We start from the raw sequence: 19,561 nt of genomic DNA, 5'->3' as shown, positions 1-19,561 counted from the left end.
CTCCAGGGTCGGTGGTTCGGTGCCGGTACGGCACGGCTCGGCGGCGTACGCCCCATCAGCCGCCCTCCTCCCGCTCGTGCGTGAGAACGCCGGAGCGTTCGGCGTCGGTGAGGATGCGGAGGGCGCGGGCGGTGAGCGCGACGCCGGCCAGGGCCGCGGCGATGCCCTGCGGGGCGCCGTGCGGGGCGACCCGGTCGAGGAGGAGCAGTTTGGCCAGGCAGACCGCGGTGACCAGGCCCGCTCCCGCGCCGGAGGAACCCGCGCGTGCGGTGGACCAGAGCGCGCAGCCGGTCAGCAGCACGGTGAGGCCGGCCAGTTCGACGAGGACCGCGGCGGGGCGGATGCCGCGGTCCGCGGCGGTGAGCGCGCCGACCAGGGCCGCCGCGGCGACGGCGGTCGACCCGGCGGGCCAGCACAGCCGGCGCAGCACGGTGCGGGGGTAGTCGGTGGGCAGTGTCAGATGCAGTTCCGTCATCGCCTCGCGGGCGATCACTGAGCCGCAGGCCAGGGCGGTGGCGGCGGGCAGCGCGGTGCTGAGCAGGGCGCGGCCGAGCAGGCCGCCGCCGTGCGGCCCGGTGGCCATCGCCGCCCAGGCCGCGAGCGCGGCGAGCAGCGGCAGGACCAGGGCGCCGCGGCCGCAGCGCCGGGCCTCGTACGCCCACCATGAGCGCCAGGGCACGGTGGTCATGGCTCCTCCCTGCGACTCGGTGAGGCCGCCGGCTCCTCGCCGGATCGGGGGGTACCCGGACGAGGAGCCGGCGGACGACAGGTACGTAGCGGTGGGACGCGGAACGGTTCACGAGGTCTTCCGTGGGCGCCGCGGCGCGTCCCGTCGGCCGCGGCGTCATGTGCGGGACGGGTGACCGCGCATCGCCGTCGTGGCCCAGGCGATCAGCAGCGCGGAGGCGGCCACCGTCCACGGCGTGGTGGACAGCAGGGGTCCCAGGGCAGCGCCGACGGGCGAGGTCAGGAAGCCCTGGGGGCCCGTCAGCACGCCGAGCAGCCACAGGGATCCGCCCGCGGCGGCTCCGGCGGCCGGTGCCACCCGCACGGCGAGGGCCAGGGCGAGCGACGAGGCGAGCAGCGCCTCGCCGAGCCAGTCGGTCACCACCGGCCACCACCCGGGCCCGCCGACCAGCGCCGAGGACACCGCGGCCAGCGCCAGGTCGGCGCCGAGGACGACGGCGAGCCGGGCGAGGAACACGGTCCCGGGTGACACGGGGAGCGCGAAGTGCAGCTCCCGGCGCGGGTCCCGGCGGGGTGAGGCGACGACGAGGGAGGCGAGCAGGACCAGCAGCACGCAGGCGGCGCCGAACAGCCGCTGCCCCAGCCGCTCGGCGCCCAGCAGCGGCGCCACGAGCGCGGCCGCCACCAGGCCGAGGGCGCTGAGGGGCGCCCACAGCCGGGGCAGCAGGGCGGCCTCGGTGCGGGCGAGTTGCCAGGCCAGCCGCCATGGCACCGGTGGGCGGGCGGGTGTGACGGGGCGGACCGGGGTCACGGCGGGCGCGTCCGCGGGGTCCGCGGTGAGACGGGCGCCGAGGAGGGCGTCGAACGAGGGCGGGACCAGGTCGGGTGCGCTCTCCAGGTCGCGGGTGGCGCGGCCGATGGCCCGCCAGTCCGCCAGCCTGGCACGGCAGCCGGGGCAGCCGTCCAGGTGGTGCCGTGGGCCGGGTCCGGCGGGGGTGCCGCGCACCAAACAAATCAGCTGTTCGTCGGCGAGGTGTCCGGCGGAGTGTTCGGCGAGGTGTTCTCTCATCGTCGTCCCGTTCCTTCCAGCCGCGAGGCGGCGAGCATGCTGCCCAGCCGCCTGCGCGCGTGGGACATCCGGCTCTTGACGGTGCCCACCGGGATGCCCAGCACGGCGGCCACCTCCGGGTAGGCGAGTTCGTCCACGAGGACGAGGCCCAGTACTTCACGCAGGTGCTCGGGAAGGGCGCGGACCGCCGCGCGCAGCTCGGTCCGCTCGGCCGCCAGGATCACCTGTTCCTCCACTCCGGGGTCCGGGTGCGGTACGTGCTCGGCCTCGGCGAGGTCGGTGAGCTGCGGCCGCGCCCGGCGGAGCTGGTTGTGCGCCTGCCGCCGGGCCACTCCCAGCAGCCAGCCGCGGACGGAGGACTCGCCCCGGAACCCGGCCGCGGACCGCCACACCGCGAGCCAGGCCTCCTGGAGGATCTCCTCCGCCACCGCCGGCTCGGAGGTGAGTCTGCGGATCAGGCGCAGCATGGCGGCCGCGTGCCTGTCGTACAGGGTCCGCAGGGCGGCCTGGTCGCCGTGGGCTGCCGCGGTCAGCAGGGCTTCGTCCGAACACACACGACGTACGTAGCCGTCCGCGGGGCGGCGGTTCATCCGCTCCCGCGGATGATCCCCCCTACGAGCGAATCGGGCCCCGGCCCGGGACCGGGCTGCCGCCGGCGGCCGAATACTGCGTTCCGCCCTGCCATTGCACTGCCATTACTGCCAGCCCTTCGGGAAGCCGTTGAGCCCGTCGTGGCGCACGTGGTTGCGTGCTGCACGGAGAGATCCAGCGAGCACCACCCGAGCATCCATCCGCCTCTCCCGAACGAAGGAGCCTCACATGGGCACCCACGGACCCGCTCAGTACGACGACGCGGACCTGTTCGACCTCGACCTGGAGATCGGCGTCGAGAAGTCGGTCGCGGGACCGGCCATCACGTCCGTCTCCTACTGCACGCCGGGCTGCACCAGCGACGGCGGCGGTTCGGGCTGCAGCCACTGCTGCTGAGCCCACCGTCCGGGTGGCCGGCCGGCCCCGGAGCCCGGCCGGCCCCCGGACGGCGCCGGTGACATCGACAACGACACGGCATCGACATCGACATCGACCGATCGACGCGCGCGGAGACCGCGGCAGGACGGCGGAGGGGGAGCAGGCCTTGGAAGACACGGTGTTCCGCGCGGCCGACGTCTTCCTGCTCCGCGCCCCGGTGGCCCCGGCCGCGCCGGGCCTGCCGCTCCCCGAGGACGGCGTCACGCCCGACGATCCCGGCGCCTGCGCGGCGCTGCTGTGCGCGGCCGCCGCCGATCCGCTGCTGGACGAGGCCCTCGCCCTCGCCTCACCGGCACTCAGCGCGCTGGTGCGCCGGGTGGCCGCGCGGAGCACCGAAGGGCTGACGGCCCGGCGGCTGCGGCGGGCGGCGCTGGCGGTGCTGCGGTACGACATCCGGATGCGGACGCGGCCGACGCCGTTCGGTCTGTTCGCGGGCGTGGCCGTGGGCGAGTTCGACGCCACCGCGAAGGCAGTCCGGGGAACGGCCCATCGGACCCGCACCCACGCGGACGTCCAGTGGCTCACGAAGGTGACGCACCGTCTGGAACGGGATCCGGCGGTGCTGGAGGCGCTGACCGTGCAGGCGCACCAGGCGCTGACGGTGCGCGGCGACCGGCTGATGCTGACCGCCCCCTCGGCACGCGCGGCGGCGCCCACGGCGGACGGCGCGGGGCGGGCCACCGTGTCCGTACGGCACACGCCGGTCGTGGCGCGGGCGGTCGCCGAGGCCCGTGCCCCGGTGCCGTATCCGGTGCTCGTGGACCGGCTCACGGCCGCCTTCCCGAAGGCGCCCGGTCACCGGCTGCGCGCCCTGCTGGCGGAGCTGGTCGGGCAGGAGATCCTGATCACCTCGCTGCGCCCGCCGCTGGACGGCGGTGATCCGCTGCGGCACGTGCGGGCGGTCCTGGACTCGGTGGCGGCCCCCTCTCCCGCCACCGAGCAGGTCCGCGCGGCGCTGCACCGCCTCGACCGGGACCGCGCGGACTACGACGCCCTGCCTCCGGGCGCCGGGCGGGAGCGGCTGCGGCGGCTGCTGGCGGACGCCCGTGCCGTGGCGGCGGACGACACGCCGTTGCACGTGGACACCCGGCTGGACGTGGAGCTGCGGCTGCCGTACGCCGTGCGGGAGGAGATCGAGCGGGCGGCGACGCTGATGCTGCGGCTGTCGCGGCCGAAGCGGGGTCTGCTGGCGCTGCGCGACTTCCACCGGCGGTTTCTCGACGTGTACGGCGCCGACCGGCTGGTGCCCGTGCTGGAACTGCTCGATCCGGCTACCGGGCTGGGGGCGCCGGCGGGGTACGGCTGGCCGAACAGCGAGGCCGTGCCCGCCCCGCCCGAGGAGCCGCGCGCGGTCGCCGTCGACCGGGCGATGGCGCGGCTGGCGGCGACGGCGGTGCGCGAGCGGCGGCGCGAGCTGGTGCTGACCGACGCCGAGCTGGCGGAGCTGTGCCCGGACACGGCGGACACGGCGGACGCGGCGGACACGGCGGACACGGGCGCTGTCGGCGCCGTCGCGCAGAATTCGTGCGAGGTCACGGTGCAGGTGGTGGCCGCCGACGTGGACGCGCTGACCGGCGGGGAGTTCCTGGTCTTCCTGTCCCCCTCCCCCGGCTCCCACCGGGCGGGTTCCACCCTTGCGCGGTTCGCCGACCTGGACCCCGGCTGGCGGGAACCGTTCGCCGCGCTGCACCGGGAGACGCCGGTGCACGTGGCGGGGGCCGTGGCGGTGGACCTCGCCTTCCGGACCCGGTCGGGCCGGGCGTCCAACCTCGCCCACACCGTGCCCGCGACGGGGCGGCGGATCTCCGTGGGCGTCCCGGACGCGGCCGGTGCCGAGGAGTTGCGGCTCGCGGACATCGGCGTCGGAGCCACCCTGGACCGGTTGACGGCCGTGCACCTGCCGACGGGCCGGGAGATCGTGCCGGTGCTGGGCAACATGGTGAGCGCCCCCGCGCAGGCGCCCAACGCCGCCCGGCTGCTGTGGGAGATCGGCCTGGAGGGGCAGCGGCTGTGGGAGCCGTGGAACTGGGGTCCGCTCGCCCAGGCGCCGTTCGTGCCGAGGATCCGCTCCGGCCGGTTCGTGCTGGCCTGTGCCGTGTGGCGGCTGGACGAGCTGCGGGCCGTGGCGCCGGGCGCGACCGGGGCCGTGTGGGACCGGGAGGTCGCCGCCTGGCGCGAGCGCTGGGACGTTCCCCGGCTGGTCCTCGCCGTCACCGCGGACCAGCGGCTGCTGCTCGACCTGGACCGGGCGTGGCACCGCGAGCTGCTGCGCGACCGGCTCCCCCGGCACCCCGACCTGATCGCCCAGGAGGTGCCCGGGGAGTACGAAGGCCTGCTGGACGGTCCGCTCGCCGGGCACACCACGGAGATCGTCGTTCCCCTCACCCGCCGCCCGGCACCGCCGGCGTACCGCCCCTACACGGGCCACCACACCGCGCGGCGCGCCGTGCACGGGCTCGGCGGCGACTGGCTGTCGCTGAAGGTGTACGGCTCCGCGCGCGGCCAGGACGAGCTGCTGCGCACCGCGCTGCCCGGGCTGGTGGAGCGGGCCCGGGAACGCGGCGTGGACCGCTGGTTCTTCCTGCGCTACACCGACGACGCCGGGCACCACCTGCGGGTGCGGCTGCACGGCGAGCGGTCCGATCTGTGGGGCGCGGTCGCCCTGGAGGTGGGTGGGCTGCTGGCCGAGTGGCAGCGGCGGGGGCTGGTGCGCGGGCATGCGCTGGCTCCGTACGACCCGGAGGTCGAGCGGTACGGCGGCGCGGGCGCGCTGGCGGCGGCCGAGGAGGTGTTCCGGTGCGACAGCGAGGCCACCGTCGCGCTGCTGCGGCTCGCCCACGAGGTCCGGCACGCCCCGCCCGCCGGTGTCTGGTCAGGCGTCCGGTCCGGCCCGGCCGGGATCCGGGCCGACGACCTCGCCGTGGTCTCCTGCGCCGCGCTGGCCCACGCCTTCGGGGCGCCCGCGCCCGGGCATCCGCTGCTCGCCGAGGACTGCGGGGACGACGGCGCGGCGGCTTGGCTCGGCATGACCGGCTCCCGGCGGGACCTGCCCGACGCCTTCCGGGAGCGGGCCGCCGGCTGGCGCCGGCTGGTCGATCCGTACGGCGGCTGGCCCGCGCTGTCCGCCGACCCCGTCGGCGCGCGCGTGCTGGCCGCGCTGGGCGAGCGGGACGCGGCCGTGCGGCGACTGGCGCGGGCGGCACGGGAGGGCGGCCGGACGCCGGAGGGCCGGGTCGTGGGCAGTCTGCTGCACATGGTGTGCAACCGGCTGCTGGGCGGCTCCACCGCCCAGGAGACGGCCGTGCTCGGCATCGCCCGGGGCGCCGTACAGGACCATCTCTACCGCCGGAGGCACCTGTCATGAGTTCCGTCGCCCTCGGGCACCGCTCCCCCGCCTTGGCGGCGGCGGCCGAGCGGGCCGTGGCGCTGGTCGCGCGGCGGCTCGCGGATCCCGACGCGGTCGCCGCCGTGGCGTCCCGCGAGGAGAACCGGGACCCGGTGTACGACGCCGTGATGTGGGGGCCGCTCACCCTCGCCAACGGTCTGCCCGGCACCGCGCTGCTGTACGGGGAGCTGGCCCGCGCGGACGCGTCGTGGCGTGCGGTGGCGCACCGTCATCTCGCCGCCGCCGGCCGGGCGGTGGGCGCCGTGCCCAGCCGCGGCCTGTTCTCCGGTCCGGCCGCGCTGCTCGCCGCCGCCCAGACCTGCGCGGGCGGCGCGGGCCATTACGCGTCGCTGCGGCGCCGCCTGGCGCAGTGGGTCGCGCGGGAGCAGCGGGAGCGGCTCGCCGCCTTCCAGGAGCGCGCGGGGCGGGGCGGGCAGGGTGTGGACTGGGCGTCGTACGACCTCGTCAACGGGTTGTCGGGGACCACGCGGATCCTGCTCGACTCGGCGGAGGACCCGGCCGAGCGGTCCCCGGAGGTGGCGGAGACGCTGGCGGCGTCGCTGCGGCACCTCGTCGCGGTCAGCGAGCCGGTCACGGTGGTGGGGCCGGTGCGGCGCACGGTGCCCGGCTGGTGGGTGCCGGCCGATCTGCAGGTCAGTGAGCGGGACCGGCGGACGTATCCGCGGGGCGACTTCAACCTCGGTATGGCGCACGGTATCGCCGGGCCGCTCGCCGTGCTGGCCGCGGCCGCGGAGCGCGGGCACGAGGTGCCGGGGCTGGCGGAGGCGGCGCACCGGATCGCGGGCTGGCTGCTGGGCTGGACGCTGCACGACGAGGCCGGGCCGTACTGGCCGGCGCGGGCGGGCTGGGACGACGAGACGGCCGCCGACCGGCCGCGCGCCCTGTTCACCCGTACGGCCTGGTGCTACGGCACGCCGGGGGTCGCGGCGGCGCTGCACCGCGCGGGGCGGGTGTTCGGGCAGCCGCGCTGGCGGGCCGCCGCCGTCGAGGGGCTGCGCGCGGCGCTGCGGCGGGACGAGCACCGGTGGGCGGTGGACGGGCCGACCGTGTGCCATGGCTTCGCCGGGCTGCTCGCGGTGCTGTCACGGGTCGCCGAGGCGGAGCCCGAGCCGGTGCTGCGTGTGGGCCGCGACCGGCTGACGGGGATGGTGCTGGCCGCTCTCGACGAGGAGGCCCCATTCGGGTTCCGGCATCTGATGCGCTTCCCGGCGGCCGCGCACTCGCCGGTGCCGCACCGGGCGCTGGACGTGGCCGGGATGCTGGAGGGCGCCGCCGGGGTGGCTCTGGCGCTGTCGCCGGTGCCGCACGGACCGCTGCCGTGGGACCGCTGTCTGGGGCTGGCGTGAGCGGCGGGGCCGGAGCGGCGGGCGGAGCCGGGGTGCCCGCGTACGAGGTGCGCGGGCTGGTCGTGCGGTACGGGAAGGTCACCGCCGTGCGCGGGGTGGACGTCTCCTCGCCTCCCGGGCGGATCACCGCGCTGCTCGGGCCCAACGGGGCGGGCAAGTCGAGCCTGCTGCGGGTGCTGTCCACGGCGGCCCGCGCGGACGCGGGCTCGGTGCGGATCTTCGGCCATGACGTGCGCCGCTCCCCCATGGCCGCCCGGCGCGCCCTGGGCCTGGTCTTCCAGGAGCGCACCCTCGACAAGGAGCTGTCCGTCGAACGGAACCTGTGGTTCCACGCGCGGCTGTTCGGGATGCGGCGGGCGGACGCGCGCGGCCGGATCGCGCTGATGCTGGAGCTGTTCGGGCTCCAGGACCGGGCCCGCCGGCCCGTCGAGGAGCTGTCCGGCGGTCTGGCCCGCCGGGTGGAGATCGCCCGCGCGCTGCTGCACCGGCCGGGGCTGCTGCTGCTCGACGAGCCGACCAACGGACTCGATCCGAGTGCCCGGAGCGCGGTGTGGGCGGACCTGACCAGACTGCGGGACGAACTGGGCGTGACGGTCCTGTACTCCACGCACTACATGGACGAGGCCGAGTACGCCGACGAGATCGTGATCATGCGCGACGGCCGGGTGGTGCGGCAGGGCAGCGCCGCGCGGCTCAAGAGCAGCCTGGACTCCTCGCGGATCGTGGTGGCCAGCGCCGACGACGCGCTCGCCGCCGCCCAGTTGCGCGCGGCCGGGTTCGCCCCGCTGACCGGGCCGGACGGGGTCGCCGTGCACTGCCCGGACCCGGAGAGCCGGGTCGCCGACGTGGTCCGCGCCCTGGACGTCCCCGGGCTCACCCTCTCGGTGCGGCACCCGTCGATGAACGACGTCTACCTGGCCGCGGCCGCCGACGGGCAGGTGAGCACACGGTGACCTACGCGGCGGCGTTCGGCCCGGACACCCCGACACAACGACTGGCGACCGGCCTGCGGGCCGTCGCGGTCATCGCCCACCGGGACCTGCTGCGCCAGGTCATCCGGCCGGGCATGCTGGTCAGCCAGGCCGTGCAGGTCCTGTTCTTCGTGCTGGTCTACGCCGTCGGCTTCGACGGCATGATCGGCTCCGTGCGTCCCGGGGTGCCGTTCAGCGCGTACGTCTTCCCGGGGCTGATCGCCATCCAGGTGGTGTCGGTCGGCATCGCCTCCGGGCAGACGTACGCCTGGGACCGGGAGTACGGCGTGCTGCGCGAGCTGCTGGTGGCGCCGGTGCCGCGGATGTGTCTGCCGCTCGGCAAGGTGGTCGCGGGTGCCGGGACGGTCACGGCGCAGAGTGTGCTGATGCTCTCCTTCAGCCCGCTCGCCGGGGTGCCGCTGACGCCGTCGGGATTCGTGGCGGCGGCCGCGTGCTACGCGCTGAGCGCGGCGGTGTTCAGTGTCATCGGGCTGTGTCTGGCGACGCTGATCCGGCGGGTGCAGACGCTTCAGGCGGCCGTGCAACTGGCCATGTTCCCGCTGCTGTTCCTGTCCGGTTCGGTGTTCGCCCCCGAGGACGCGCCGGGCTGGCTGGCCGCGGTGATGCACCTCAACCCGATGACGTACGCGGTGGACCTGGCCCGGCAGAGCCTGCTCGGCGGCCCCGGGATCCTGCCGTGGTGGGCCGATCTCGGGGCGCTCGGCGCGGTCCTGGCGCTGGCGTTGACGCTGCTGCGGCTGCGGAGCGGCCGGTGAGGGAGACCGCGGTCCGGGTCCTGGAGGGGGTGACCGGCTGGCTGTCCTCGCAGCTCGACTGGTTCGACCCCGGCGAGTGGGAGCGCCGGCTGCCGCGCCGCCCCTTCCGGCCGGGTCCGCTGCTGGAGCTGCTGGGGTTCCTGCGTCTGCTGGACCGGGTGCCGGGGCTGTCGGTTCCGGCGTACTCCGAGCTGCGCGCCCGGGCGCTCGACCTCGCCGAGCGGATCGTCGACGAACCCGGGTTCGTGACCGGGCTGCGTCGCGCGGACCCGTACTTCCCGTACCACCTCAACCTGGTGGCGCTGCTGGAACTGCTGGGCCGCCCCAGACCGGAGCTGCGGCGGGACTGCCGGGCACTGCTCGCGGTCGGCGCGGGCGGGCACACCCGCCCCCACAGGCCGGTGGCGAGCCGGCTGGAGCTGCGCTGCTTCCTCGACCGCTGCGGCCTCCCCGCCCCGCCCGAGCTGCCGGACCGGACGTCCCTCTACCGGCAGAGCCTGCCGGGGCTGGGCGCGGACCCGCTGACCCTGGACGAGAGCGAGGTCTACGCCTTCACCCACGCGCTCTTCTACGCCACCGACTTCGGCGCCCGCCCGCTCCCGCCGGACGTGCCTCTCCCGCGCGACGCCGTTCACGTACTGCTGGCCGCGCAGCTCGCCCTCGGCCACCTGGACCTCGTCGCGGAGCTGCTGGTGTGCGCGGAGCTGGCGGGCGATCCCGACGACCGGCTCAGGTCCGCCGGCTGGGCCACCCTGGCCCGCTCCCAGCGCCCCGACGGGGCGGTCCCCGGCCCGGTGCACCAGCCCGCTCTGCTGACCGGTGCGACCCCTCTGACCGGCGAGAACGCGACGGCGTACCTCTTCGGCACCTGTTACCACACCACGCTGGCGACAGGGCTCGCGGCGGCGGTGCATCTGGGCTCACCGGCACCGGCCGACAGCCGCGCGGACGACCCCCGGCACCCCACACCGCCCGGCACAGGGTCAGGCGGCGCCACCCCATCGCCCTCGGCATCCGCCGAAGTCGACAGCGGCAGTCGCAGCACCGACCACTCCCGAGAACCGGCGGCACAGCCACCACCCCACGCCGGAGCCGACGGCACCCCACGCCGCACAACCCCGCCATCACCCCCCGACGCCGGTGACGCCGACGCGGTGTGTCGCTGGGCCGACGCGGTGCGGGGTGGCGTAGGGGCAGCGTCCGACGGGGAGCGGGCCGCGTGGAGTGCTTGTGTCGAGCCGCTGCTCGTCGTGTGTGCGTGGCGGCGGGACCGGGCGGGGCTCGCGGCGGTGCTGGCGGTGGCTCATGTGCTGGGGCGGGGCGACACGGCTCTGGCGCGGTCGGCCGCCGCGCTGCTGGCCGCGGGGTGGTGCGACTCGCATGAGGCGGGGCCGGACGGGTACACGGGGGGACCGACCGGGACCGATCGGACCTCGGGAGGAACACGATGAGCGAGCAGACACCGTCCCAGGCCGAGGGCGAGCGGGACGACGCCACCGACACGTACGACCCGCCGCGCACCACTCCCTCCCAGGCGGAGGGCGAGCGTGAGGACGACGTCGAGGACGTGCCGGAGACGGATTACTCCCGCGCCCTCGACGAGGAGGAGCCGGGTTCCCACTCCGGTCTGGAGAGCCAGCCCCGTGAGCCGGAACCGCCGGGCACGGCGACCGGCGATCCGCTGACCGGTGTCGAGGGAACGGCGGACGACGAGCGGAGCCGCTGACCCCGGCTCGCCGGCCTCGGCCCGTCGGCCCGTTGGCAGGGGCCGGCCCTGCGGAGGGCCGGGGTTCGGCGTGCCCGCCGTCGATGCGCGACGCACCCGGAGGTGAGGGCGGATGAACTCCGAGGCGGTGACGGTGCCCGCCGGTGAGGTGGAGCTCGCGGGCGATCTGGTGATGCCGGGCGGTGAAGTCCCGGCGGTGGTGCTGTTCGCGCACGGCAGCGGCAGCTCCCGGCACAGCCCGCGCAACCGGGCGGTGGCCGAGGCGCTGAACCGGGTGGGTCTCGGCACGCTGCTGCTGGACCTGCTGAGCGAGCGGGAGGAGTACGAGGACGCCGCGACGGGCCGGCACCGTTTCGACATCGGTCTGCTGGCCGGGCGGCTGGTGGCCGCGGTCGACTGGCTGGAGCGGCGGCGCGGCACCGAGAGCCTTCCGGTGGGGCTGTTCGGGGCGAGCACGGGCGCGGCCGCGGCCCTGGTGGCCGCCGCCGAGCGGCCGGGACGGGTGTACGCGGTGGTGTCGCGGGGCGGGCGGCCGGATCTGGCGGGCGACTGGCTGCCCCGGGTGGAGGCTCCGGTGCTGCTGATCGTGGGTGGCGCCGACGAGACGGTGCTGGGTCTCAACGAGGATGCCGCCGAGCGGCTGTCCGTGCCGTACCGGCTGCATGTCGTGCCGAACGCCACGCATCTGTTCCCGGAGCCCGGGGCGCTCGAGGAGGTCGCCGAGGCGGCCGGTGGCTGGTTCCGGGAGCGGCTGGCGCAGCCTTCCGGCTGAGCGCGCCGCCGTCAACGGGTCGGCGTTGAAAATCTCTTTGTGTGCTTCACCGTGCTCCCGTGCGCCCCTGTGGAAAAAGGATTCCGCAATCCGCGACCAGGTTGAACTGGGCAGGACTTGGTTCAAGTGCCCATTCGGTGGGTGATCACCGAATTTCGCGTTTCGACTGAGGCGGGTGGTATCCGATGAACGGTTCCGCAACGGAACCAGAACAGGCATGGACAGCGGGTTCCGCGCCGGGCGCAATCCCACTGCTCGGCCACGGTATCGCCTTGTTCCGCCGGCCGCTGGCGTTTCTGAATATTTTGCCGGCATACGGCGATTTGGTGGAGGTGCGACTGGGACCCCGGCGCGCATGGGTGGCCTGCCACCCGGAACTGGTCCACCGGATACTCCTGGACGCACGGACGTTCGACAAGGGTGGCCCGCTGTTCGACAGGCTGCGCGGGCTGATGGGCGACGGCGTCGTCACCTGCCCGTACGAGCCGCACCGGCGCCAGCGCAGACTGCTCCAGCCGGCCTTCCGCCCCTCCAGCGTGGCCGGCCACGCGGAAGTGATGGGCCGGGAGGCCGAGTCGACGTCCACCTCCTGGCAGGCCGGACAGCTGGTCGACGTCAGCGCGGCAATGATGACGGTGACGGCGCGGGTGATGAGCCGCGTGCTGTTCTCCGATTCCCTCGACGCGTCGGCTCACGCCGAGGTGCGGCACTGCCTGGCCGAGGTGGTCCGTGGCCTGTTCGTCCGGACCATCGTGCCGTTCGACGCCCCGTTCCGTTTCCCCATACCGGCCAACCTCCGCTACCGGCGCGCCGTCGACCGGCTGCACGCCATCGTGGCCGCGGCCGTCGCCGAGCGGCGGCGGGCGGGCGACCACCGCGACGACCTGCTGGGGTCGCTCCTGCAAGCCGCCGCGCTCGACACCGGGCCGGCCGTCACCGACCAGGAGGTCCACGACCAGCTGATCACCCTGCTGCTCACCGGCGTGGAGACCACCGCCCTGTGCCTGGCCTCCGCGTTCGACCTGCTGGCCCGCAATCCGGCGGCGGAGCGCGCGCTGCACGCCGAGGTCGACACGGTGCTCGGGGGGCGGCGGCCCGGCGCCGACGACCTGCCGCGCCTGGAGCAAACCCGCGCGGTCGTCACCGAGACGCTGCGCCACTCCCCGCCGGGCTGGCTCTTCACCCGCGTGACCACGCGGGACACGGAGCTGGCGGGACGCCGTCTCCCGCGTGGGACGACGGTGCTGTACAGCCCGTACCTGCTGCATCACGACCCCGCGTCGTTCCCCGAGCCCGAGCGGTTCCTCCCGGAGCGCTGGCTGCCGGGGCGGGCCCCCGCCGGGCGGGAGCACGCCATGGTGCCCTTCGCCGCGGGGAGCCGGAAGTGCCTCGGTGACGGCTTCGCCATGGCGGAGGCGACGATCGCCCTGGCGGTCGTCGCCGGCCGCTGGCGGCTCCGGCACGCGGCCGGTCCCGCCGAGGAGTCGCGCCCCGCGGTGACGCTGGGCCCGAGGGCGCTGCGGATGATCTGCGTGCCGCGTACCCGCGAGCGGGTCGGCACGACGCACCGTACGACGTTCCGTGAACCGGACTCCCGAACGGCAGGTGACAACGGTGTCGACGACGCATGAGGAAATCACGGTTCCCCGGCAGGGCGGAATTCACAGTTCCAGCCTCAGGGAGCTGATCGACGCCCATCTCTACATGCCTTTCCCTTTCCAACGGAACCGGCATGAGGCGGAGGCCACGGCGGGCGTGGAGAAATGGCTCCGGGAGTGCGGACTTGCCGACGAGCCGGGCGTGCTGAACATGATCGCGTACACGCGTCCGGCTGAACTGGCGTCGTTCAACAGCCCGGCCATGGACGCCGAAATCCTGCAGATCATGGCCAATCAGATAGCGTACCAATTCGTCTACGACGACCGAGCGGAGGAGGTCGGCCGCCATTGGCCGGAAGGGCTGCTGCCGATGCTCTGCGAGAGCATCGCGATCCTGCGGGACGACGCGGCCCCCAGTACCGCGCTCGGCTCGGCCCTTGCCGACCTGTACCGCCAGGTCCGGGAACGGTGCACGCCCGCCCAGGCGGCGCGATGGGCCTGGAAGAGCCGTGAGTACGTCCATGGCCTGCTGTACGAGGCGGTGGCGCAGACCCGTTCGGCGCCACCGCCCATCGAGCTGTGCACCTCGGTCCGCTCGCTCACCGCGGGTGTGGAACCGTTCTATCCGCTGTGCGAGGCCTCGCACTCCCAGGAACTGAGCGCCGCGGAACTGCACCACCCCGTCATGCGACGCCTGGAACGGCTGTCCGCCGACGCCGCGGTATGGATCCCCGATCTGTTCTCCGCCGTCAAGGAGCAACGGGCGGGCGAGATGATCAACCTGGCGCTGGCCCACCAGTACACGGACCGGTGCTCCCTGCCGGTGGCGGTCGCGCGTGCCATCGGGCAGATCAACAGCACCATCAGTGAGTTCGAGGGGCTCCACGCGCAGATCGAGCCGGAGCTGAGCCCGGCCGGCGTCTCCTACGTGGAGGGCATGATCGGCTGGATGCGCGGTTGCTACTACTGGTCCCGCACCGTCCCCCGGTACGCGGAGGCGACCACGGCAGCCGTGCTCCAGTGAACTCCGGCGATTGGCCCTCACTCCGAGGGCCAATCTTGCTTGATTACCAGACAGGCGGGTGGTCAAACCAACAGAGTCGTCGATTCACCCATCCTCGTTCTCGTTCTGTATCAATGCGGCCGATTGGGGGACGTTGAGGGCGTACGCTCGGCGCTGCCTGCGAACCAGCGACAGGAAGCGGTAAGGCACATGGCGCCTGAGTCACGGCAATCGACCACCCCGTCCCGGCCGTTGTTCGAACGCCAGAGGGAACTCGACGCGCTCGACGCCGCCATGTCGGAACTGCGTGCCTCTTCACAGAGCGGCGCGCCCGGTCACGGCGGTCTGCTCGCCTTCACCGGTCCGGGCGGCCTCGGGAAGACGGCACTTCTCTCCGCGGCTCGCGCCCGGGCCACGGCCCACGGGTTGCGAGTGCTCTCGTGCCGGGGTGGCGAGGCGGAACAGGAGCTGGCGTTCCGTGCCGTCCGCCAGCTCGTGCAGCCCACTCTGGCCGCAATGGACGAGTCCGCTCTTCACAAGTTCATGGGGAGTTGGTACCCCATCGTCGCCACCACCCTCGGTCTGGAAGCGGCACCCGATGGTCATGTGCCGGACCCGACCGGGGTGCGTGACGGTCTGGACTGGGTGATGACCAGGCTCACGGCGACGAAGGGGCCGCTCGTCCTGCTCCTCGACGACTTGCACTGGGCCGACCTGGAGTCCCTGAGCTGGCTCACCTCGTTCGCTCCCCGCGTCGCAGACCTGCCCGTCCTGATCGTCGCCGCCTACCGGCCCGCCGAACTGCCGCCCGAGGCGGCGGCGTTCCGCGCTCTGATCGAGGACCACGGCCGCCGTCCCTACTCGCTGGCCCCGCTCACCACCGCGGGCGTGGCACGGATCGTGCGGGACGTGGTGGGAGAGCAGGCCGACGACGAGTTCTGCGCGGAGTGCTGTGCGGCCACCGGCGGCAGTCCGTTCGAGACCGTGGAGCTGGCCCACGGGCTCGCCGAACGCAAGTTGAAGGGCACTCGGCAGGACCTCCCCGCCATGCGGGACATCGCGGCGGCGGTCAAGGGCCCGGGACTGCTGGAGCGTCTGCGGGGGCTGGGCACCAGCACCGTCCTCTTCACCCACGCGGCGGTCGTCCTGGGCTCGCCGTTCTCCCCCGAGCTGGCCGCCACGCTTTCGTCGGTCGGCAGCCAGGCCGCTGCCGAAGCGGTCGAGAAGCTGCGCGCCGCCCGCATCGTCGCCGAGGGCCAGGCGCCCGGAGGCGGACTGGACTTCGAGCACCCGATCATCGCCAAGACGATCTACCGGTCCATCTCACCGGCCTTCCGCAGCGGGCTGCACAACGCGGCGGCGGTGGCCGTCCGCGCGGCGGGGCACGGTCCGGCGGCAGCCGCCCGCCACCTGCTCGAAGTGCCTTGCGAAGGCAAGCCTGAAGCGGTCGACAGCCTGCGGGAGGCCGCGCACGAGTACCTGCGCGCAGGGGCGCCGGAGGCGGCCCGGCGGCTGCTGAACCGGGCCTTGCAGGAGCCGCCTCTTCCGGAGCAGCGTGCCGCGCTTCTGCACCAACTCGCGTGTGCGACGTTCCTGATCGAGCCGACAGCCACGGTGCATCATCTGCGGGAGGCCCTGGCGGAGCCCGGTGTCGACCCCGAGCTGCGCGCCTCGATCGTCTACCGGCTGACCCAGGCGCTCGCCCACACCGACCGGATGGCCGAGGCCGCGACGGTGGCCGCCGAGGAGGCGCACAAGGCGGCCCATCCACGGATCCGGCTGCGGATGCAGGCCGACCATTTCGTGTGGAGCATGTTCCGCACCGACGAGACCGACTCGCCCGCGCGCTCGCGCCGGTTGACCCGGCTGGCCGAGCGGCTGCCCGGACGTGGACCCGAGGAACGCTGGATTCTGGGACTGCGAGCCTGGGACGCCCTCCTGCGCGGAGAGCCCCAGAAATCCGTCCTGCGCTACGCCGAGGAAGCCCTGCGCGACGGCATGAGCTGGACCGACGAGAACCGGGGCTTCGAGGTGCCTGTGTCGGTGGCCCTGGCGTTCATGTACTGCGACCGGCCGCGGCGGGCCGAGGAACTGTTCACCAAGGGCATGGCCGAGTGTGAGTCGAAGGGCTGGCGCGGCTCCCACCTGGCCCTTGGACAGACCCTGTTCGGCTACATCCGCTACCGACGTGGCGACCTCATCGAAGCGGAGGAATGGGTCCGCGGAGGCCTGCGCACCGCCGAGCGGGTCGAAGGAGCCGTGCCCGCGCAGTGGTTCGCCATCGGCATCCTCATCCAGACGCTGCTGGCCCGCGGCCGGACCGCCGCCGCGCGCCGGGTCGCCGACGAGCACCACTACGGCGAGGTGGTCCCCAACGCCGTCATCTACCCCGATCCGCGTACGGTCTACGCCGAGCTGCTGCTGGCGGAGGGGCGCCGGGCCGAGGCGGAGCGGTTGCTGACCAAGGTCGGGAAGTGGCTGGACGGGCGGGACTGGCGCAACCCCGCCTGGTGCCCCTGGCGGATGGATCTGTCGACCGCGCTCGCCCGGTCCGCCCCGGAGCGGGCGGTGGAGACCGCCCGGGAAGCCGTGGCGCGGGCCCGGGACTTCGGTGCGGCGTCCGTGATCGGCCAGGCGCTCCGCACCGAGGCCGAGGTGACGGGCGGGCCGGCGGCGCTGGTCGGACACGGCGCCGCGCTGGCCCGCCACGGCCGGCTGCAGGATGCCGCCGACCGGCTCTACCAGGGGCTGGAGGTGGCCGTCCACTGTGGTGCCACGGCGTTGGCCGCCCAAGCCAGGGAAGAGCTGTCGACCGCCGGGCTGCGGCCGTTGCCGTTGCGGTACACGCAGACGGACTCGTTGACGGCGCACGAGCGGCGGGCCGCCGAGCTGACGGCGCAGGGGCAGCCGGCGTCGGTGGTCGCGAAGGATCTGCGGCTCACGGAGCAGGGGGTGCGGCAGTTGCTGTCGGCCGCGTACCGCAAGCTCGGCACCGACCCGGCGGGGCTCGCCGAGGCGCTGGGGGCTTCGCGGGCGCGTCCGTGACGGGGGTTCACTCGTGTGGCGCGGGCGTGGCAGCGGGGTGACGATGGTGGTGTGGATGGCGCCTGGACCTGCGAGAGCTGTGGCCGAGAGGCACCCGCCAGCGCGCAGAAGTGCCGCGTCTGCGGATCGTGGCTGCCGCCTTTCCTGAACGAGGACGAGCGGCCGTGGTGGCGGCGTCGGCGCCGGCGGTCGACCTGGACGGAGCCGCCTCCGGAGAGCACGGTCGGCCGGCCCGTCGTCCGTGACCCGACCGTCGTCACGGAAGACCGGACGGACACGCGGATGAACACGCGGACCGATGACCGGTCCGTGGAACCGCCGCCGCGCCCCGTGAGGCAGCCTCCCCCGTCCCTCGTCCACACCGGCGGCGGCACCATCGAGGGCGTGGCGCAGAACGTGCGGATGCGCACCGAGGTCGACGAGGGTTCCGGCAGCACGGTGGTGTGCGACTTCCGGGTGGAGATCCAGGAGCGGCGGAGCGGTACGCCGCTGCGGCTGGTGGCCGTGGAGATGCGCGGCGACCGGTTCGACGGCGCCGTCCACGACGGCGACTGGGTGCGCGCGACGGGTGAGTTCAAGCGCGGGACGCTGCGGGTGCGGCGGCTGCGGAACCTGACGACCGGTGCGGAGGTGTCGGTCGGCCGGACCAACGTGGTCGCCATCACGGTGATCCTGGTGCTGTTCGTCGCCTACATGGTGTTCCTGTTCGGGTTCGTGGGCCGCTGACGGGGTGTCGTCGGTCACCGGCGGCCGTGGATGGGGACGCGGAGGTCCACCAGTCGGAAGTCGCCGTCGCCGCGCGGCTCGACGTAGGCCAGTGGCGCGTAGTGGTAGTGGACTCCGTGGGGGCGGCGTGGGAGCGGGCGGCCCCCACGGCCGCGGGGCCATTCGACGTCGCCGGTGAGGACTCGGGCGGGGATGAGCCAGTGGTCGCCGTGCCGGTAGACGCGGGAGCGGTCCTCGCCGGGTTCGAACCAGATCTCCACACCGTCCTCCAGGGGCAGCCATTCGGCCTCCCGGACGGGTAGGCCTTCGCCCTGTTCGTCGCCCCAGGCGTTGGTGCCGTGGTCCCAGCGGCGCAGCAGCGGGTGGTGGCGGGCGGACTGGCCGGCGGTTCGCAGGTAGGGGTCGTGTTCGGGTTCGGCGTCGAGGCGGACCTCGTGGCCGCCGTAGTCGATCTCCTGGACGGTGTAGAGCCGGCAGCAGCCCTCGTCGGGGTAGTCGGCGGCGCCGCGGCTCACGGTGGCGTCGTCGACGATCTCCACGACATCGCCGGTGTCCACGCCGAGCTTGTCGTCCCGGCCGAGGGAGTCGAGCAGGACCGTGGGGCCCTGGATGTCGCGGATGGGCAGGACGACGGAGCCGTTCTCCCGTGACCATTTGAAGGTCGCCGTGCCCTCGGTGCCGCCGCGGTGGATCTCCACCCGGTACAGCTGGTTCTCGGGGGCGCGGTAGCCGGAGGACGCGGGCAGGGCGCCGGGGGCGAGGGTGGTGGTCTCCTCGGGGCGCCGGGTGCGGGCGGCCAGCGCGCCGCGTGGCTCGAAGCGCCGGCGGATGCGTTTGCGTACGTAGCGTGCGGCGTCGTGCGCGTCGGGGGCGGAGCCGCCTTCCATGGGGAGCGGGCACAGCTGCCAGACGACGCGGGTGCGGGCGGTGGTGTCGGGGCTGTCGGTGCCGAGGGCGACCTCGCGGATCCAGGGCGCCTCCAGCGCGGTGACGAGGCGTTCCCACACCCGCAGGTAGATCAGGAAGGGGCCGGAGGGGAGCCGGTCGTCGTCCCGGCTGGGGTCGAGGTGGCCGTCGGGCTGCTCCCAGTAGTCGGTGCCGTCGCACTCGCAGAGGATGCCGTCGACGTACATCCGGCCCGGTGCGACGGTGAAGGTCTCTCCGTCGCACCCTTCGACGCCGAATCCGCCGATGCCGTCCGGGTCGTCGTCGGGCGGGTAGGCGGCGGGGCCGAGGACGTCGGCGGCGAGGGTGCGGACGTAGTGCAGGAGGATCGCCGTCTGTTCGTTGAACTCGGCGTCGAGCTGGACGCGGCCCTGCTGGGAGAGCACGGCCGAGAAGCGCTGGGCGGGGTCGAAGGTGACGCGGGAGAAGTCGCCGTGCATGGGGGATGTTTCCTGCCTGTGG

16 protein-coding genes are annotated in these 19,561 nt (G+C 74.4%); 12 read left to right on the top strand and 4 right to left on the bottom strand.

Annotated features, from left to right (window positions below):
• Window positions 1-55: 55 nt before the first annotated feature.
• The 3 genes from AMK31_RS29140 to AMK31_RS29130 form a co-directional block, all read right to left on the bottom strand.
• Complete coding sequence (locus tag AMK31_RS29140; protein ID WP_073943650.1) at window positions 56-688, bottom strand: hypothetical protein; 633 nt, start codon at window positions 686-688, stop codon at window positions 56-58.
• A 156-nt stretch (window positions 689-844) separates the two neighbouring features.
• Window positions 845-1,756 (bottom strand): anti-sigma factor family protein, encoded by a 912-nt coding sequence (locus tag AMK31_RS29135; RefSeq protein WP_073943649.1) that lies wholly within the window; start codon window positions 1,754-1,756, stop codon window positions 845-847.
• The gene (locus AMK31_RS29130) at window positions 1,753-2,346 is read right to left on the bottom strand and encodes an RNA polymerase sigma factor (RefSeq protein WP_241842748.1); all 594 of its coding nucleotides are present in this window, start codon (window positions 2,344-2,346) and stop codon (window positions 1,753-1,755) included. The genes AMK31_RS29135 and AMK31_RS29130 overlap by 4 nt, the downstream gene beginning before the upstream one ends.
• Before the next feature lie 229 nt (window positions 2,347-2,575).
• Here AMK31_RS29130 and AMK31_RS29125 point away from each other — a divergent pair, with 229 nt between their 5' ends.
• The 12 genes from AMK31_RS29125 (at window position 2,576) to AMK31_RS40505 (ending at window position 18,154) form a co-directional block, all read left to right on the top strand.
• A complete protein-coding gene (locus AMK31_RS29125; protein ID WP_073943648.1) occupies window positions 2,576-2,743 on the top strand; it encodes a gallidermin/nisin family lantibiotic in 168 nt (55 codons plus the stop codon).
• A 148-nt stretch (window positions 2,744-2,891) separates the two neighbouring features.
• On the top strand, window positions 2,892-6,149 hold the full coding sequence (locus tag AMK31_RS29120; protein WP_107468750.1) for a lantibiotic dehydratase: 3,258 nt from the start codon (window positions 2,892-2,894) through the stop codon (window positions 6,147-6,149).
• Window positions 6,146-7,537 carry a lanthionine synthetase C family protein gene (locus AMK31_RS29115; RefSeq protein ID WP_073943647.1) on the top strand — a complete coding sequence of 464 codons (1,392 nt, stop codon included), beginning with the start codon at window positions 6,146-6,148 and terminating at the stop codon, window positions 7,535-7,537. The genes AMK31_RS29120 and AMK31_RS29115 overlap by 4 nt, the downstream gene beginning before the upstream one ends.
• Entirely contained in the window at window positions 7,534-8,490 is a 957-nt protein-coding gene (locus AMK31_RS29110) for an ABC transporter ATP-binding protein (RefSeq protein WP_241842747.1), read from the top strand. The genes AMK31_RS29115 and AMK31_RS29110 overlap by 4 nt, the downstream gene beginning before the upstream one ends.
• Window positions 8,487-9,284 (top strand): ABC transporter permease, encoded by a 798-nt coding sequence (locus tag AMK31_RS29105; RefSeq protein WP_073943645.1) that lies wholly within the window; start codon window positions 8,487-8,489, stop codon window positions 9,282-9,284. Before AMK31_RS29110 ends, AMK31_RS29105 begins: the two co-directional genes overlap by 4 nt.
• Window positions 9,281-10,735, top strand: coding sequence for a DUF6895 family protein (locus AMK31_RS40760; RefSeq protein ID WP_073943644.1), 1,455 nt, complete (start codon window positions 9,281-9,283; stop codon window positions 10,733-10,735). Before AMK31_RS29105 ends, AMK31_RS40760 begins: the two co-directional genes overlap by 4 nt.
• Entirely contained in the window at window positions 10,732-11,010 is a 279-nt protein-coding gene (locus AMK31_RS29095) for a hypothetical protein (RefSeq protein ID WP_073943643.1), read from the top strand. The genes AMK31_RS40760 and AMK31_RS29095 overlap by 4 nt, the downstream gene beginning before the upstream one ends.
• 112 nt (window positions 11,011-11,122) lie before the next feature.
• A complete protein-coding gene (locus AMK31_RS29090; RefSeq protein ID WP_073943642.1) occupies window positions 11,123-11,782 on the top strand; it encodes a dienelactone hydrolase family protein in 660 nt (219 codons plus the stop codon).
• A 185-nt stretch (window positions 11,783-11,967) separates the two neighbouring features.
• Window positions 11,968-13,413 (top strand): cytochrome P450, encoded by a 1,446-nt coding sequence (locus AMK31_RS29085; protein WP_073943641.1) that lies wholly within the window; start codon window positions 11,968-11,970, stop codon window positions 13,411-13,413.
• Window positions 13,364-14,404 carry a (-)-alpha-amorphene synthase gene (locus tag AMK31_RS29080; RefSeq protein ID WP_241842746.1) on the top strand — a complete coding sequence of 347 codons (1,041 nt, stop codon included), beginning with the start codon at window positions 13,364-13,366 and terminating at the stop codon, window positions 14,402-14,404. The genes AMK31_RS29085 and AMK31_RS29080 overlap by 50 nt, the downstream gene beginning before the upstream one ends.
• 189 nt (window positions 14,405-14,593) lie before the next feature.
• Window positions 14,594-17,428 (top strand): ATP-binding protein, encoded by a 2,835-nt coding sequence (locus AMK31_RS29075; protein WP_073943639.1) that lies wholly within the window; start codon window positions 14,594-14,596, stop codon window positions 17,426-17,428.
• Between the two features lie 330 nt (window positions 17,429-17,758).
• Window positions 17,759-18,154 (top strand): hypothetical protein, encoded by a 396-nt coding sequence (locus AMK31_RS40505; RefSeq protein WP_143204264.1) that lies wholly within the window; start codon window positions 17,759-17,761, stop codon window positions 18,152-18,154.
• A 14-nt stretch (window positions 18,155-18,168) separates the two neighbouring features.
• Here the strand turns inward: AMK31_RS40505 and AMK31_RS29065 are convergent, their stop codons facing one another.
• Window positions 18,169-19,539: a DUF6519 domain-containing protein gene (locus AMK31_RS29065; protein WP_073943637.1), complete on the bottom strand. Its 1,371-nt coding sequence runs from the start codon at window positions 19,537-19,539 to the stop codon at window positions 18,169-18,171.
• Window positions 19,540-19,561 lie beyond the last annotated feature (22 nt).

The sequence above is a fragment of the Streptomyces sp. TSRI0107 genome (genome assembly GCF_001905845.1).
Classification (GTDB): domain Bacteria; phylum Actinomycetota; class Actinomycetes; order Streptomycetales; family Streptomycetaceae; genus Streptomyces.
Note: the sequence above shows the minus strand (reverse complement) of the source record. Positions and strands in the feature narration are given on the sequence as shown.